Below are 15,126 nucleotides of genomic sequence, written 5' to 3'. Positions count from 1 at the left end.
ATGGGCAAGGCCGGTGCATGATCCGGAGAGCTCCGCGCATCGGCATGAAAATTGATTGTAGGCAGTGATTTGACAATTACCAACTCGCGTTTCGCCCCATTGCGTGCTGAACCAAAACGCATCGCGCGAGTCGGGTAAGAACGACGCCCCCAAGCGCGGCGGCCTTCGCCGCGCGTAAAACAGACACGCCCCATGCCCGCACTCATCGAAGACTACGCGCTCATCGGCGACGGCCACACGGCCGCGCTCATCTCCCGGGAAGGCTCCGTCGACTGGCTTTGCTGGCCGCGTTTCGACTCCGGCGCCTGCTTCGCCGCCCTGCTCGGCACGCCTGACAACGGCCGCTGGCTGATTTCGCCGGTGTCGGATACGCCGCCCAGGATCACGCGCCGTTATCGCGGCGAAACCCTCGTGCTCGAGACCGATTTCGAAACGGCCGAAGGCGCGGTCACGCTGATCGACTTCATGCCGCCTGGCAACGGCTGGTCGGAAATGGTACGGATCGTGGTCGGCAAACGCGGCACGGTGCGTATGCAGATGGAACTGGTGCTGCGCTTCGACTACGGCTTTTCGATTCCGTGGGTCGATCGCCTGAAGCACGACAGCGGCGTCAAGGCGATAGTCGGCCCCGACACCGCGGTGCTGCGCACGCCGGTCGAGTTGCGCGGCGAGAACATGAAAACCGTCGCCGAGTTCACTGTGAGCGAAGGTGAGCGCGTGCCGTTTTCGCTGGCCTATGCGGCCTCGCATCTGCGCATTCCGCCGGGCCGCGATCCGCACACGTCGCTTGCACGCACCGAGAACCATTGGCTCGAATGGTCGGCGCGCAGCACTGTCGAGGGTAGATGGGCCGCGCCGATCCGCCGTTCGCTGATTACGCTGAAGGCGCTCGCGTACGAGCCGACTGGCGGCATCGTCGCCGCGCCCACCACGTCTCTTCCGGAACAGTTGGGCGGCACGCGCAACTGGGACTACCGCTACTGCTGGCTGCGCGACGCCACCATCACGCTGCTCGCGATGATGCGCGGCGGCTACTACGACGAAGCCCGCGCGTGGCGCAGCTGGCTCGGCCGCGTGATGGCCGGCGCGCCCGATCAACTGCAGATCATGTACGGGATTGCCGGCGAGCGGCGCCTGCCCGAGTTCGAAATCGACTGGCTGCCGGGCTATCAGGATGCCAAACCCGTGCGGATCGGCAACAACGCGGTCGGCCAGCGCCAGCTCGACGTTTACGGCGAAGTAATGAACGCGCTGCATCTCGCGCGGGTCGGCGGCCTGCAGGCGGACGACACCGCATGGAACGTGCAGCGCGCGCTGCTCGGCCACCTCGACACGATCTGGGAAGAGCCGGACGAAGGCATCTGGGAAACGCGCGGCGGCCGCCAGCACTTCACCTTCTCCAAGGTGATGGCGTGGGTCGCCTACGACCGCGCCATTCGGTCGGCCGAAATGTTCAAGCTGGAAGGCCCACTCGATGAATGGCGCGCAACCCGCGCGAAAATCCACGCGGAAGTCTGCGCAAAGGCATGGAATCCGGCGCTCAACGCATTCTCCCAGTCCTACGGCAGCGACCAGCTCGATGCGAGCGTCCTGCTGATGCCGCTGGTCGGCTTCCTTCCACCGGACGATCCGCGCATCAAAGGCACGGTTGCGGCGATCGAAAAGGACTTGATGCACGGCGGCTTCGTGATGCGCTACCGCACCACCGAATTCGACGACGGCCTGCCGCCCGGCGAAGGCACCTTCCTCGCGTGCTCGTTCTGGATGGTGGACAACCTCGCCTTACAGGGCCGTATCGATGAAGCTGTCGCGATGTACGAACGGCTGCTCGGCCTCTGCAATGACGTTGGTCTGCTCGCGGAAGAGTACGACCCGGCCGCGAAGCGCCTGGTCGGCAACTTCCCGCAGGCGTTTTCGCATGTGGCGCTGGTGCACACCGGCCTGAACCTGATGAAACATGAACAGGCAATGGCCCAGACGACCGGACAACCGCCGCATAACGGCACCATGGCAGAGGAACTTGAAGCTGCGGCAACCCCTGATAGCGGCGCGGCAGCATCGCCAGTACCATGATTTAATGACGGTTTGCGCGTAGCCCGCGCGCAAATTGCTGCATTGCACAAGTACGCTTTGTTCAGTATGATCGAGCAGACTGTTGGCCGAAAATCAATGTGCCCACAACCAATACGGCCTGCCGCAACGCCACACGCGTGTTTGCCAAGCCCCATGCGAACCGCTTAAACGGAGCACCCATGCTCTACCAACTGCACGAATTCCAGCGGGCGATGTTGAGCCCCCTCACCGCCTGGGCCCAGGCCGCGTCGAAATCATTCGCGAATCCCGCCAGCCCATTGGCCTATGTGCCCGGTGCCACACGCCTCTCTGCCGGTTACGAACTCCTCTACCGGCTCGGCAAAGATTACGAAAAGCCTGAGTTCAACCTGCATCAGATTGTTAAAGATGGTCATAACATCCCGATCATCGAACAGACCATCATCGAGAAGCCGTTCTGCCGCCTCATGCGCTTCAAGCGTTTCGCGGACGACAGCGACGCTGTTACCCAATTGAAAGATGAACCGGTCGTGCTGGTGTGCGCACCGTTGTCAGGGCACCACGCCACGCTGCTGCGCGATACGGTGCGCACGTTGCTGCAAGACCACAAGGTCTACCTGACCGACTGGATCGACGCACGCATGGTGCCGCTCGAAGAAGGCGAGTTTCATCTCGACGATTACATCGCCTACATCCAGGAATTCATCCGCCACATCGGCGCGAAGAATCTGCACGTGATCTCGGTGTGCCAGCCCACGGTTCCGGTGCTCGCCGCGATTTCGCTGCTGGCGAGCCGCGGCGAAGACACGCCGCGCACCATGACGATGATGGGTGGCCCGATCGACGCGCGCAAGAGCCCGACCTCGGTCAACTCGCTCGCCACGCAGCACTCGTATGAGTGGTTCGAAAACAACGTGATCTTCACGGTGCCGCCGAACTATCCGGGCGTGGGCCGCAAGGTTTACCCGGGCTTCCTGCAACACACCGGTTTCGTCGCGATGAACCCGGAACGGCACGCAGCCTCGCACTGGGATTATTACCAGAGCCTGTTGCGCGGCGACGAAGACGACGCGGAAGCACATCGCCGCTTCTACGACGAGTACAACGCCGTGCTCGACATGGACGCGGACTATTACCTCGACACGATCCGCGTGGTGTTCCAGGAATTCCGTCTGGCCGAAGGCACGTGGGACGTCGCGGGCGAACGGGTGCGTCCGCAGGACATCAAGAAGACCGCGCTCTTCACGATCGAAGGCGAACTGGACGATATCTCCGGCGACGGTCAGACGTTCGCCGCGCAAGAGTTGTGCAGCGGCATTCCGGAGGGGAACAAGCGTCACTTCACCGCGGAAAAATGCGGCCATTATGGCATTTTCTCGGGCCGCCGCTGGCGCACCATCATCTATCCGCAGTTGCGCGACTTCATCCTCGAGCACAACAAAGCGCCGAAGGTAGCGAAGGAAAAAGTCGAAGCCTGAGCACCGCGCGCAAGGATATAAACAACGGCCTCTTCTTCAGAGGCCGTTGTCGTTTCTGATCCTTCTTATGACGCGTGTTATGGCGTTTGCGCGCAGCTACGCTGCAGCTTACTTCCGCAACAGATACGCAAGCAGCAACTCGGTGTTCATCTGAATGACTTCGCTGCGTTCGCTCGCACTGCTGAAATCGCGACCGAGTGTCGCTTCGAGCGTGAAGCGGTTCGATACGATGTAGTAGCCCATGCCGGACAGCGTCACGTAAAAGCGCAGCGGATCGACGTTGGTGCGAAACAGCCCCGCGCGTTGACCGCGCTCAAGAATGCCACCGAGCGTGGCGACGATCGGCGAGATCATTTCGCGGATGCGCGTCGACTTCTGCATGTAACGTGCCTCATGCAGATTCTCGTTGTTGACGAGACGCAGCAACTCGGGATGATCGCGGTAGTAATCCCAAACAAAATGCGCAAGACGCGTCACCGCCTCGACCGGCGCGACACCGTTCAATTCGAGCGTTCGTTCCGCTTCATTGAGCGCGCTGAATGCGTGCTCGAGTACAGCAGTGAAAAGCTGCTCCTTGCTACCGAAGTAGTAATAGAGCATGCGTTCATTAGTCTCCGCGCGGCGGGCGATTTGGTCGACGCGCGCGCCGAACAGCCCTCCATTTGCAAACTCTTCGGCCGCCGCAAGCAGAATGCGGCGCCGCGTGCCTTCAGGATCTCTTTTGATTTTCGGCTGATTCATGGTGGCATCGTCTTCGTGAGCCGCGTTATCCGGATCGCGCCGCCGGCCTCTCCTCGGGCCTTGCACCGACAGCACTGAACGGGCTGGTTGGGGGAACACCCTTATGCGGTCTTTCGAAAAAGCGCTTCGATTATGGCACATGGATTGCGGATGGCAATCGGGGAAATCGGCGATAATGTGCTATTTAGTTCAAGCTACGCGGCCGCAAGGCAAGCACCAACGTTGTGACCGTGATCGACTCCAAAACACTCGCAGACCGCATCGAGGATCTGCTGCCCCAAACGCAATGCACCAAGTGCGGCTATCCGGCGTGCCGTCCGTATGCCGAAGCCGTCGCCAATGGCGAAGCCAACTACAACCAGTGTCCGCCGGGCGGCGCCGAAGGCATCGCCCGCCTCGCCGCACTGCTCGGCAAACCGGTGATTCCGCTCAATTCCGCCAACGGTGTCGAACGGCCCCGTCCGTTGGCGGTTATCGACGAACAAGTTTGCATCGGCTGCACGCTGTGCATGCAGGCCTGTCCGGTCGATGCAATAGTTGGCGCACCGAAACAGATGCATACGGTGATTGCCGAGCTCTGTACCGGTTGCGACCTATGCGTGCCGCCCTGCCCGGTCGATTGCATCGCAATGCCGTCTGTCACGGGCGAGGCAACCGGATGGGACGCATGGAGCGAGGACCAGGCCGACGCCGCTCGCGAACGTCACAACCGGCGTGAAGCCCGCCTCGCTCGCGAACGCGAAGCGGCCGAAGCGCGTGCTGCAGCGCGGCGAGCGGCCAGCAGCACGCCCGCTCAAGCAAGGGAAACCGGTGCCTCGGCAACACCCACTGTGCCCGCAACGGACTCCGCTGAAGCGAAAAAACGCGCGATCATCCAGGCCGCGCTCGAGCGTGCGCGTCAGAAGAAGGAAGAGTTGGCCGCCAAGGGCCAGGGCCCGCAAAATACGGAGCGCGTCAGCGCCGACGTGCAGGCGCAGATCGATGCCGCCGAAGCACGCCGCCGCCGTCTCGGACTCGCCGCGGACAACACCGCGGGTAACAGTGATATTCCGCCAACGAAGCGCTAACCCTTGACTCTACGCTGCGCATGAACGCGAACAAACGCCGCGCCATCTACGAGACGCTTCAGAGTCTCAACCCGCATCCCACGACCGAACTCGAGTACACCACACCGTTCGAACTGCTGATTGCCGTGCTGCTGTCGGCGCAGGCCACCGACGTCTCGGTGAACAAGGCGATGCGCAAGATGTTCCCGGTCGCGAACACGCCGCAGAAAGTGTTCGATCTCGGTGAAGAAGGGGTTGCCGGCTACATCAAGACGATTGGCCTGTATCGGACCAAGGCGAAGAATGTGATCGCAACCTGCCGCATTCTGCTCGACCAGTACGGCGGCGAAGTGCCGGAGGATCGTGAAGCGCTCGAAAGCTTGCCGGGGGTCGGCCGTAAAACGGCGAACGTGATCCTGAATACGGCGTTCGGTCATCCGACCATCGCCGTCGATACGCACATCTTTCGGGTTGCGAATCGAACCGGGCTCGCGCCAGGCAAAGACGTGCGCGCGGTCGAAGCAGCGCTGGAGAAATTCACGCCCGCCGAGTTCAAGCAGGATGCTCACCACTGGCTGATTCTGCACGGCCGCTACGTATGCAAAGCGCGCCGGCCGGAATGCTGGCATTGCGTGATCGAGCCACTGTGCGAATTCCGGCCCAAGACGCCGCCGCCGGATCTTTGAGGGCGGTGCCATTCGGCGAGCGCACGAGAGGACGCCGCATCGCCGTGGCGTGTTTGTATGTTGCATACGTTGCACGCACCAAGAAGCGCCCGCAGCCTGCGCCGCGCTCCGTTCCGCTGACGCGCCGCCAGCAAGCCGGCCTGCCTCGGCGTAAAATCACCCCCTTCCAATCCGCCTCACCCCAACACACCGCTCCCACGATGTTCAATCCCAGCCGCGACGAAGTCCGCCAATTTTTCACCGACACCTGGCGCAAACAGCGTCAAGGCGAGATTCTGACGCCGCTCGAAGCGATCGCTGCCGACTGGATCGTCGAGCATCCGGAATATCACGCCGACTTAACCAGCACGGAAGCCGCCCAGGCGCAGGACTACTCGCCCGAACGCGGCCAGACCAACCCGTTCCTGCATCTGTCGATGCATCTGGCGATCACCGAACAGTTGTCGATCGACCAGCCACCGGGCATCCGCGCGGCGCACGAACGGCTCGCCGCCCGCCTCGGCTCGACCCACGAGGCGCAGCACGCGATCATGGACTGCCTCGGCGAAACCATCTGGGAAGCCCAGCGCACCGGCACCCCGCCGGACACGGACGCTTACTTGCAGCGTATCGAGCAACGCGCCACGCGGGACTGAAGCGACCCAGCGGGCTCAGCGGGCTCAGCGGGCTCAGCGGTTAGCATGCTGCCCGACCCCGCTCCCGGCACCAAACCCCAGCCTCAAAAGCACAACACCCCGCCGAAGCGGGGTGTCGTTCAATCTGAAAGCAGCGCAAAAACGGCGGGACGCGATTACTTCTTCTGCACCAGAGCGCCGTCCAACGATTCGATGTAGGCCGCGATGTCTTTCATGTCGCTTGGCGACAGGCTTTGCACCTGCGCCTGCATGATCGCGTTGTTGCGACCGAGGTGCGGGTTGCCGTTGCCCATCTGGTACTGGCGCAGCGCCCAGTAGACGTAGTCGGCATGCTGACCGGCGAGCTTCGGATATTCCGGGCTCACAGGATTGTTCAGGTTGACGCCATGGCAAGCCGCGCAGTTGTGGTTGCTGGCCAGCACCTTGCCGTTGCCGGCGTCAGCGGCGTGCGCCACATTCGCTGCAACCAGACCGATGACTGCCACCGACGCGCATGCAGCCTTGAACACCGTATGAAGTGCCTGTTGGGGCTTATTCATGAATTCTCCTATCCCGCGAATATAAATAGCTGAGTGACCGGTTGGATGACCGCAGCCGATCACTTGTCGGGATTGCTCTTCGAAGAGGAATTTTGCGCTGCGTAGTAGGCAGCGATGTCGGCGATGTCCTGATCCGACAGCGACGTGGTGATCGCGCGCATCGTTTCGAAATGGCGGTCGCCCTTCTTGTAGGCGTGCAACGCGTTTTCGAGGTACGCCTGATTCTGGCCGCCAAGCATGGGCACGCGGTAGACCTCAGGGTAAGCCGTGCGGTATTCAGGGATGCCGTGGCAGCCAATACACATCGCGACCTTGCCTTGGCCCGCCTTCGCGTTGCCGACGACATCCGCTGCCTGCGCACTGGCCGCATAGCCCGCGAGCACCGACAGCGCTGCGATCACGACGTGTTTGCCGACGAATTTATTCATAGCATGTAACCTGGCTTGAGGGGAAACGGGCGCCCGAAAAGGCAACGGCCCGCGCCGTTATTCTTATAGGGTAGCCACGCAGGCCAAAAAAATCGGGCTAATTGTACCGCGACGCCGCGCCGAACGTCCACCGCGCGGGGCCAGCGGCGCATCCGGCCGCCGCAAAACCACAGCTAGCGCCATTTTTGCTCCGCCGCGCCTGTTCCGCATGGCTTTGTGCCAACCACCGCGATCCGGCCGGTCTTGCCCACAACGCCCGGCGCGCCCGCCCACCGGGCACGCCGGGCGAGTACGGGCCGCTCGCGAGCGCCGCATGGGCGCCCGCTTCGGCGTCCGACACTGCGGGTGAAACCATACGCGAGCCCGTTTCAGCGCAACAGGCCTTCTGACTTATACTGGGTTTTTTCCCAAAAAAGAGCATCTCGCCATGCGTTTTGAAGGCTCATCGCAGTACGTCGCCACCGACGACCTCAAGCTCGCGGTCAACGCCGCGATGACGCTGAAGCGCCCGTTGCTGATCAAGGGCGAACCCGGCACCGGCAAAACCATGCTCGCCGAAGAGGTCGCCGCCGCGCTCGGCATGCCGCTGCTGCAATGGCATATCAAGTCCACCACCAAGGCCCAGCAAGGCCTGTACGAGTACGACGCGGTGTCGCGCCTGCGTGACTCGCAACTCGGCGACGAGCGCGTCAAGGACATCCGCAACTACATCGTCAAGGGCGTGTTGTGGCAGGCGTTCGAGTCGGACGAGCAGACGGTGCTCCTGATCGACGAGATCGACAAGGCCGACATCGAATTCCCGAACGACCTGCTGCGCGAACTCGACCGCATGGAGTTCTACGTGTATGAGACCCACGAGCTGATTCGCGCGAAACAGCGCCCGCTCGTGATCATCACGTCGAACAACGAGAAGGAGCTGCCCGACGCGTTCCTGCGCCGCTGCTTTTTCCACTACATCAAGTTCCCCGACCCGGTGACGATGCAGCAGATCGTCGAGGTGCACTACCCCGGCATCAAGAAGGAACTGCTCGCCGCGGCCATGCAGAGCTTCTTCGAGTTGCGCAACGTCGCCGGTCTGAAGAAGAAACCGTCCACGTCGGAACTGCTCGACTGGCTGAAGCTGCTGCTCGCCGAAGACATTCCCCCCGAAGCGCTACGCTCGTCCGACCAGAAGCAGATCATCCCGCCGCTGCACGGCGCGCTCTTGAAGAACGAGCAGGACGTGAGCCTGTTCGAGCGGCTGATCTTCATGAACCGCAACAACCGTTAAGACCATTCGTACCGTGAACGCGCCGTCGATGAGCATAGCGAGGAGCACGCCGAGCGGCGCAGCGGTGCGCCCTCTGACGCGCTTACGGATGACCGCACCGCACACCTCACTGAGGATCGCACTGCGGACCGCACTCCCCCGCACGCCAGACGCCGCCGAGGACACAGCATGCTGATCGACTTCTTCTACTCGCTGCGCGCCGCCAAACTGCCGGTGTCGGTGAAGGAATACCTGACGCTGCTCGAGGCGCTGAAAGCCAATGTGATCGCGCCGTCGCTCGACGAGTTCTACTATCTCGCGCGCATCACGCTGGTCAAGGACGAGCAGTATTTCGACAAGTTCGACCAGGCGTTCGGCGCGTATTTCAACGGCGTCGCGCAAGCCTCGGAGCTCGCTTTCGACGTCCCGCTCGACTGGCTGAAGAAGAAGCTGCAACGCGATCTGTCGCCCGAAGAAAAGGCGCAGATCGAAGCGATGGGCGGCCTCGACAAGCTGATGGAGCGCCTGAAAGAACTGTTCGACGAACAGAAAGAGCGCCACGAAGGCGGCAACAAATGGATCGGCACGGGCGGCACCTCGCCGTTCGGCAACGGTGGCTATAACCCTGAGGGCGTGCGCATCGGCGGCGACGCGGCGGGCAATCGCACGGCGGTGAAGGTGTGGGAAGCGCGCGCCTATCGCGACTACGACGACCAGGTCGAAATCGGCACGCGCAACATCAAGGTTGCGCTGCGCCGCCTGCGCCGTTTCGCCCGCGAAGGCGCGGCCGAAGAGCTCGATCTGCCCGACACGATCCGCAGCACCGCGGCAAACGCCGGCTGGCTCGACCTGAAGATGGTGCCAGAGCGGCACAACAAGGTGAAAGTGCTGATGCTGCTCGACGTGGGCGGCTCGATGGACGATCACATCAAGCGCACCGAAGAGCTCTTTTCCGCCGCCAAGGCCGAATTCAAGCATCTCGAGTTTTATTACTTCCACAACTGTGTGTACGACTTCCTGTGGAAGAACAATCGCCGTCGTCATGCCGAGCGCATGCCGACGTGGGACCTGCTGCACAAGTTCACACCCGACTACAAACTGATCTTCGTCGGCGACGCGACCATGAGCCCGTACGAAGTGCTGCAACCGGGCGGCTCGGTCGAATACAACAACGCCGAAGCCGGCGCCGTGTGGCTGCGCCGCCTCGCCGATCATTTCCCGCATTACGCGTGGCTCAATCCGGAGCCGGAAGGTTTGTGGGCGTACCGGCAGTCGGTCAGCGCGATCCGGGAAGTGCTCGGTCACCGCATGTATCCGCTCACCCTCGCCGGACTCGAAACGGCGATGCGCATGTTGAGCAAATAATCCGGTCACGTTTTCACTCCAACTATAAGAAAGCTTCAGCATGAATCCGTCTTCATCGCCCGATTTGTCCCCTGTCAACGCACACCCCGGGCGGCTCAGACCGTTTGCCGATACGTCGTTGTCCGCCCTCGTCGCCGGCTTCGTCGCGATGATGACGGGCTATACCAGCTCGCTTGTGCTGATGTTCCAGGCAGGCCAGGCCGCACATCTCACCGATGCGCAGATTTCGTCGTGGATCTGGGCGCTGTCGATCGGCATGGCCGTCTGCACCATCGGCCTCTCGCTGCGCTTTCGCGCGCCGATCGTGATTGCATGGTCGACGCCCGGCGCGGCGCTGCTGGTGTCGTCGCTGCCGCATGTGGCCTACCCTGAGGCGATCGGCGCGTTCATCGTCTGCGCGGTGTTGCTGACGGTGGTCGGCCTGACCGGCTGGTTCGATACGCTGATGAAGAAAATCCCGGCAGGCATCGCCTCGGCATTGCTGGCGGGCATTCTGTTCGAGATCGGCATCGAGATTTTCCGCGCGGCGCAGTTCCAGACCGCGCTCGTGCTGACGATGTTCTTCACCTATCTGATCGTCAAACGCCTCGCGCCGCGCTATGCGATTGTGACGACGCTGATCGTCGGCACGGCCGCCGCCGGTGCGCTCGGGCTGCTCGACTTCAGTCGCTTTCACGTCGCGCTCGCGCATCCGGTGTTCACGATGCCGGTGTTTTCGGTCGCGGCGAGCATTAGCATCGGCATTCCGCTGTTTGTCGTTGCGATGGCGTCGCAGAACGTGCCGGGGATCGCCGTGCTGCGCGCGGACGGCTACACCACGCCTTCCGCGCCGCTGATTTCGACAACGGGCATCGCCTCGCTGCTGCTCGCGCCGTTCGGCTCGCACGGCATCAATCTTGCGGCTATTACGGCGGCGATCTGTACCGGCCCCGAAGCGCACGAAAATCGCGACAAACGTTACACCGCAGCGGTCTGGTGCGGTATTTTCTATCTGATCGCCGGGATTTTCGGTGCAACCATCGCCGCGCTGTTCGCCGCCTTGCCGAAGGCGCTGGTGGTTTCCGTCGCAGCGCTGGCGCTGTTCGGCTCGATCATGAGCGGCCTCGCCAACGCGATGCAGGACCTGAAGCAGCGCGAGGCGGCGCTGGTGACGTTCATGGTGACGGCCTCGGGCCTCACGCTGCTGTCGATCGGCTCGGCGTTCTGGGGGCTGGTGGCGGGCGTGCTGACGCAACTGGTGCTGAACGCCCGGCGCGGCTGAATCGTCGGCCGAAATTGGCGGGCGGCACATTGTCGACGGCGAATCGGTGTCAGAAGTCGACGCCGGGAGTCAATGGACGTCGGTGCCAGAAGTCGATGCCAGAGGCCGTTGCCTGAAACCGGCACCGAAAGCCGTCACCCAAAATCCGTGTGAACGGATCACCGCGGGCAAGTGTCAATACTGCATCAGGCGATCCGCCATAGAATAGAAGCATCCGGCAGCGCTTTCCGTCAAAATTTCCCGGCAACATGGCGGACGAACGCTGCAGCGTGACCCGCGGCCGCCGGAACTGTTTTGTCTTTTCCGTCCGGTGGCGACCTCATTTCTCCTGAACCACGGCGCACGCGCCATGAAGGCTCGAACATGACAACCGCACTCGATCAACTCAAGCAATACACCACTGTCGTGGCCGATACCGGCGACTTCCAGCAGCTTGCCCAGTACAAGCCGCAGGACGCGACCACCAATCCGTCGCTGATTCTGAAGGCCGTCCAGAAAGACGACTACAAGCCGCTGCTCGAAAAGACCGTGAAAGCGCACGCGTCGAAGCCGGTCGCCGCGATCATCGACCAGTTGCTGATCGCCTTCGGCACCGAAATTCTCAAGATCATCCCGGGTCGTGTGTCGACCGAAGTGGATGCACGCCTGTCGTTCGACACCGAAGCGTCGATCGCCAAGGGCCGTGAGCTGATCGCCCTGTACAAAGATCACGGCATCGGCCGCGAACGCGTGCTGATCAAGCTGGCCTCCACGTGGGAAGGCGTCCGCGCGGCCGAAGTGCTGCAGAAGGAAGGCATCCACTGCAACATGACGCTGCTGTTCTCGCTTGCGCAGGCTGCCGCCTGTGCCGAAGCGGGCGCGCAACTGATCTCGCCGTTCGTCGGCCGCATCTACGACTGGTACAAGAAGAACGCCGGCAGCGCGTGGGACGAAGCGAAAGACGGCGGCGCCAACGATCCTGGCGTCAAATCGGTGCGCCGCATTTATGCGTACTACAAGAAGTTCGGCTACAAGACCGAGGTGATGGGCGCGAGCTTCCGCACCCCGGGCCAGATTCTGGAACTGGCCGGCTGTGATCTGCTGACCATTAGCCCGGATCTGCTGCAAAAGCTGCAGGAGAGCACCGAGAAGGTCGAGCGCAAGCTGTCGCCTGAAATGGGCAACGGCGCAGATATCGAACGCGTGCCGGTCGACGAATCGTCGTTCCGTTTCCTCGTCAACGACGAAGCCATGGCGACCGAAAAGCTCGCTGAAGGTATCCGCGCGTTTGCGGCAGACGCCGTCAAGCTGGAAAAGCTGATCGAAGCGTTGCGTTAAAGCCCACTGCCGTATAGCTTAAGCACGCGGTCAAACATGCGGCCCTGAGCCTTTCCGGTTCAGGGCCGCATGCCGTTTACCGAGTCGGGTTGGAAGCGCCCCGCGCCGCAGCGCCTTGCTGCTTGCTGCCCGCCGCTTGTCGCTTGTCGCTTGTCGCTTGCTGCTTGCTGCCCGCCGCTTGTCGCTTGTCGCTTGTCGCTTGTCGCTTGTCGCTTGTCGCTTGTCGCTTGTCGCTTGTCGCTTGTCGCTTGTCGCTTGTCGCTTGTCGCTTGTCGCTTGTCGCTTGCCGCTTGCCGCTTGCCGCTTGCCGCTTGCCGCTTGCCGCTTGCCGCTTGCCGCTTGCCGCTTGCCGCTTGCCGCTTGCCGCTTGCCGCTTGCCGCTTGCCGCTTGCCGCTTGCCGCTTGCCGCTTGCCGCTTGCCGCCGACACAATGTCACAATCGCCGCCCCAACGGACGACTACAATCGTCTGCACGCCCGCTCTCCCTCGCTGCCATTTGCCGAAGGAACGCGGCGCCGCTGACCCATATTCCGGGAGACGATCATGTACGTTCAGCCTTACGTATTTTTCAACGGGCGTTGTGAAGAAGCGCTCAAGTACTACACCGAGAAGCTTGGCGCCGAGGTATTGCTACTGATGCGCTATAAGGACGCGCCGCCGAACCCCGACCCGCAGAACCAGCCGCGGCCCGGCCTGGAAGAAAAGATCATGCACGCCACGATCAAGCTCGGCTCGACCAACTGGATGGCCTCCGACGGCCACTGCGACCCCCAGGCGACGTTCAGCGGCTTCAGCCTCTCCCTGACGGCAGACGATGTCGAGTCGGGCGAGAAATATTTCAACGCGCTGGCCGACGGCGGGTCCGTGACGATGCCGTGGCAAGCCACTTTCTGGAGCAAGGGCTTCGGGATGGTGGTGGACCGCTTCGGTCTCGCGTGGATGGTGACGATACCAGACGCCTGAGCGCGTTACGCATGGCGGCTTCGGCGGTTGCGGGTTCGGCGGTTGCGGCTTCGGCGGTTGCCGCTGCGGTGGTCTGCCTACGCGATCGTCGTAACCATGCAGCAGCCATGCTGTATGTAGCCGCAGCCTGTCAGGCCGCCACGCCGCCTCACCCGGCCAAAGTGAAGAGCTAAGCCTTCAGCGAAGTGCGCGAATGCCGCTCGATGTTCCAGTTCGGCTCAGTCTCCAGCAGCAAAGCGCGCAGCCGGTCCACCTGTTCAGCAAGCCGCTGCCCGAGCCAATACGGCCCTTGCAAGTCGGGCGGCAAGTTAAATGCCGCATCGCCGCACGCCGGTGCGAGCGGTGACGCGGCCGGAATGCCGAAGTGCGTCGCGCGGCCAAAGCGCAAGCCGCGCGCCATCGCAAGCAGAATGGCGCGCACAGCGTGCACCTCGACGCCGCACTCCCGCGCATACGCAGCGCGCGCCGCAGCATCGGCGCGCATCAGCGGACCGGTCGCCAGCAATTCCAGCGAACTGAGCACAGACCGATGCAGCCGCTGAATCTCGTCGAGCTTAGCCTGCGGCACATCGATCTCCTTCGCCACCGAAGGCATCAGCGAGCGCAACTGAACCAGCCGCTTGTTGATCGCGAGGAAGCGTTGCACCTGCTCGTCCTCGCTGATCGTCTCCCCTTCCAGCAAACGGCTGTAGATCCGCGCGCAGTCGCGCAAATTGGCGGCAATCCCATAGCGCCACGAATAAGTCGCGTGCAGCGGCAACGCGAACGAAAACGCCAACGCGATCACAATGCCGATCAGCACGTTCAGCGTGCGCCATAGGCCGACGTCGATCAGATTGTCGCCATGTCCCGCGACGATGCACATCGTGATCGCCGTCAGCAGGCCGATATACCCCGACGAACCGATAGCGAACCACGCGCAGACCCCCGCGACGATCGCCATCAGTACATAGGTGAGCGGTAGCGAGCCGGTCAGATTCTGCGTCAGGATGAGCAGAAGCCCGATCGCCGCGCCGAGCAGGGTTCCCGCCGCCCGGTCGGCGGCCTTCTTGCGGATATTGCCGTGATGCTGCAAGCCGCCGATCACCACCAGCAGGGTCACCGACGACCAGATGCCGTGGGGAATGTCGATCCCGGTGGTGGCGAGAATCGACACCAGCATCGCGACGCCGACGCGCAGGCTATGCAGCACCTTCGCGTGGCGATAGCGGTAGTACGGCGACGTGATCGTTCGGACCATACGGCTAATGGCCGAGCGGCGGACAATTACACGGCGGGAATCGGCAGAAGCCATAGCTCGCGCGACGGACGCTTTGAAGGACGGTTCCGCTATCCTGCCCTGGAGTGCCCCGGAAAGACAAACGCC

General features: G+C 62.5%; 14 protein-coding genes. 10 read left to right on the top strand and 4 right to left on the bottom strand.

Translation table 11 applies throughout. The features are described from left to right. Positions 1–192 precede the first annotated feature (192 nt). Both HHL24_RS17375 and HHL24_RS17370 read left to right on the top strand, forming a co-directional pair. On the top strand, positions 193–2,073 hold the full coding sequence (locus HHL24_RS17375; protein ID WP_169486668.1) for a glycoside hydrolase family 15 protein: 1,881 nt from the start codon (positions 193–195) through the stop codon (positions 2,071–2,073). Between the two features lie 179 nt (positions 2,074–2,252). Continuing rightward, on the top strand, positions 2,253–3,530 hold the full coding sequence (locus tag HHL24_RS17370; protein ID WP_169486667.1) for a polyhydroxyalkanoate depolymerase: 1,278 nt from the start codon (positions 2,253–2,255) through the stop codon (positions 3,528–3,530). Positions 3,531–3,638: 108 nt separating this feature from the next. Here the strand turns inward: HHL24_RS17370 and HHL24_RS17365 are convergent, their stop codons facing one another. Beyond that, entirely contained in the window at positions 3,639–4,271 is a 633-nt protein-coding gene (locus HHL24_RS17365) for a TetR/AcrR family transcriptional regulator (protein WP_169486666.1), read from the bottom strand. Between the two features lie 230 nt (positions 4,272–4,501). Between HHL24_RS17365 and rsxB the strand changes: the two genes are divergently transcribed. The 3 genes from rsxB to HHL24_RS17350 all read left to right on the top strand — a co-directional run bounded on the left by rsxB (position 4,502) and on the right by HHL24_RS17350 (position 6,638). Continuing rightward, positions 4,502–5,338, top strand: coding sequence for an electron transport complex subunit RsxB (gene rsxB, locus HHL24_RS17360; RefSeq protein WP_169486665.1), 837 nt, complete (start codon positions 4,502–4,504; stop codon positions 5,336–5,338). A gap of 20 nt (positions 5,339–5,358) precedes the next feature. Beyond that, positions 5,359–6,003, top strand: a complete 645-nt coding sequence (gene nth, locus HHL24_RS17355; RefSeq protein ID WP_074285000.1) for an endonuclease III — start codon at positions 5,359–5,361, stop codon at positions 6,001–6,003. Positions 6,004–6,203: 200 nt separating this feature from the next. Further along, positions 6,204–6,638, top strand: a complete 435-nt coding sequence (locus tag HHL24_RS17350) for a DUF1841 family protein (RefSeq protein WP_054035021.1) — start codon at positions 6,204–6,206, stop codon at positions 6,636–6,638. A 155-nt stretch (positions 6,639–6,793) separates the two neighbouring features. On the opposite strand, the gene HHL24_RS17345 is transcribed toward HHL24_RS17350, so the two are convergent. Both HHL24_RS17345 and HHL24_RS17340 read right to left on the bottom strand, forming a co-directional pair. Further along, complete coding sequence (locus HHL24_RS17345) at positions 6,794–7,177, bottom strand: c-type cytochrome (RefSeq protein ID WP_169486664.1); 384 nt, start codon at positions 7,175–7,177, stop codon at positions 6,794–6,796. 59 nt (positions 7,178–7,236) lie between these two features. Further along, positions 7,237–7,605 carry a c-type cytochrome gene (locus HHL24_RS17340; protein ID WP_169486663.1) on the bottom strand — a complete coding sequence of 123 codons (369 nt, stop codon included), beginning with the start codon at positions 7,603–7,605 and terminating at the stop codon, positions 7,237–7,239. A 427-nt stretch (positions 7,606–8,032) separates the two neighbouring features. Here HHL24_RS17340 and HHL24_RS17335 point away from each other — a divergent pair, with 427 nt between their 5' ends. From HHL24_RS17335 to HHL24_RS17315, 5 genes are all read left to right on the top strand, one after another. Further along, positions 8,033–8,875, top strand: a complete 843-nt coding sequence (locus HHL24_RS17335) for an AAA family ATPase (protein ID WP_012432267.1) — start codon at positions 8,033–8,035, stop codon at positions 8,873–8,875. A gap of 168 nt (positions 8,876–9,043) precedes the next feature. Beyond that, positions 9,044–10,219 (top strand): vWA domain-containing protein, encoded by a 1,176-nt coding sequence (locus tag HHL24_RS17330; RefSeq protein ID WP_169486662.1) that lies wholly within the window; start codon positions 9,044–9,046, stop codon positions 10,217–10,219. A 40-nt stretch (positions 10,220–10,259) separates the two neighbouring features. Further along, entirely contained in the window at positions 10,260–11,480 is a 1,221-nt protein-coding gene (locus HHL24_RS17325) for a benzoate/H(+) symporter BenE family transporter (protein WP_169486661.1), read from the top strand. Between the two features lie 363 nt (positions 11,481–11,843). Then, on the top strand, positions 11,844–12,797 hold the full coding sequence (tal, locus tag HHL24_RS17320) for a transaldolase (protein ID WP_169486660.1): 954 nt from the start codon (positions 11,844–11,846) through the stop codon (positions 12,795–12,797). A 543-nt stretch (positions 12,798–13,340) separates the two neighbouring features. Beyond that, positions 13,341–13,760, top strand: a complete 420-nt coding sequence (locus HHL24_RS17315) for a VOC family protein (protein ID WP_169486659.1) — start codon at positions 13,341–13,343, stop codon at positions 13,758–13,760. A gap of 169 nt (positions 13,761–13,929) precedes the next feature. Here HHL24_RS17315 and HHL24_RS17310 read toward each other — a convergent pair whose 3' ends face one another. Beyond that, positions 13,930–15,054 carry an FUSC family protein gene (locus HHL24_RS17310; protein WP_206002899.1) on the bottom strand — a complete coding sequence of 375 codons (1,125 nt, stop codon included), beginning with the start codon at positions 15,052–15,054 and terminating at the stop codon, positions 13,930–13,932. Positions 15,055–15,126: the final 72 nt, after the last annotated feature.

Source organism: Paraburkholderia polaris, assembly GCF_012927345.1.
Taxonomy (GTDB): domain Bacteria; phylum Pseudomonadota; class Gammaproteobacteria; order Burkholderiales; family Burkholderiaceae; genus Paraburkholderia; species Paraburkholderia polaris.
Note: the sequence above shows the minus strand (reverse complement) of the source record. Positions and strands in the feature narration are given on the sequence as shown.

Excerpts from the sequence above, each read along its gene's own strand:
- HHL24_RS17375 (WP_169486668.1), top strand. The coding sequence starts at position 193 with ATGCCCGCACTCATCGAAGACTACGCGCTCATCGGCGACGGCCACACG.
- HHL24_RS17370 (WP_169486667.1), top strand. The coding sequence starts at position 2,253 with ATGCTCTACCAACTGCACGAATTCCAGCGGGCGATGTTGAGCCCCCTC.
- HHL24_RS17365 (WP_169486666.1), bottom strand. The coding sequence starts at position 4,271 with ATGAATCAGCCGAAAATCAAAAGAGATCCTGAAGGCACGCGGCGCCGC.
- nth (WP_074285000.1), top strand. The coding sequence starts at position 5,359 with ATGAACGCGAACAAACGCCGCGCCATCTACGAGACGCTTCAGAGTCTC.
- HHL24_RS17350 (WP_054035021.1), top strand. The coding sequence starts at position 6,204 with ATGTTCAATCCCAGCCGCGACGAAGTCCGCCAATTTTTCACCGACACC.
- HHL24_RS17345 (WP_169486664.1), bottom strand. The coding sequence starts at position 7,177 with ATGAATAAGCCCCAACAGGCACTTCATACGGTGTTCAAGGCTGCATGC.
- HHL24_RS17340 (WP_169486663.1), bottom strand. The coding sequence starts at position 7,605 with ATGAATAAATTCGTCGGCAAACACGTCGTGATCGCAGCGCTGTCGGTG.
- HHL24_RS17335 (WP_012432267.1), top strand. The coding sequence starts at position 8,033 with ATGCGTTTTGAAGGCTCATCGCAGTACGTCGCCACCGACGACCTCAAG.
- HHL24_RS17330 (WP_169486662.1), top strand. The coding sequence starts at position 9,044 with ATGCTGATCGACTTCTTCTACTCGCTGCGCGCCGCCAAACTGCCGGTG.
- HHL24_RS17325 (WP_169486661.1), top strand. The coding sequence starts at position 10,260 with ATGAATCCGTCTTCATCGCCCGATTTGTCCCCTGTCAACGCACACCCC.
- tal (WP_169486660.1), top strand. The coding sequence starts at position 11,844 with ATGACAACCGCACTCGATCAACTCAAGCAATACACCACTGTCGTGGCC.
- HHL24_RS17315 (WP_169486659.1), top strand. The coding sequence starts at position 13,341 with ATGTACGTTCAGCCTTACGTATTTTTCAACGGGCGTTGTGAAGAAGCG.
- HHL24_RS17310 (WP_206002899.1), bottom strand. The coding sequence starts at position 15,054 with ATGGCTTCTGCCGATTCCCGCCGTGTAATTGTCCGCCGCTCGGCCATT.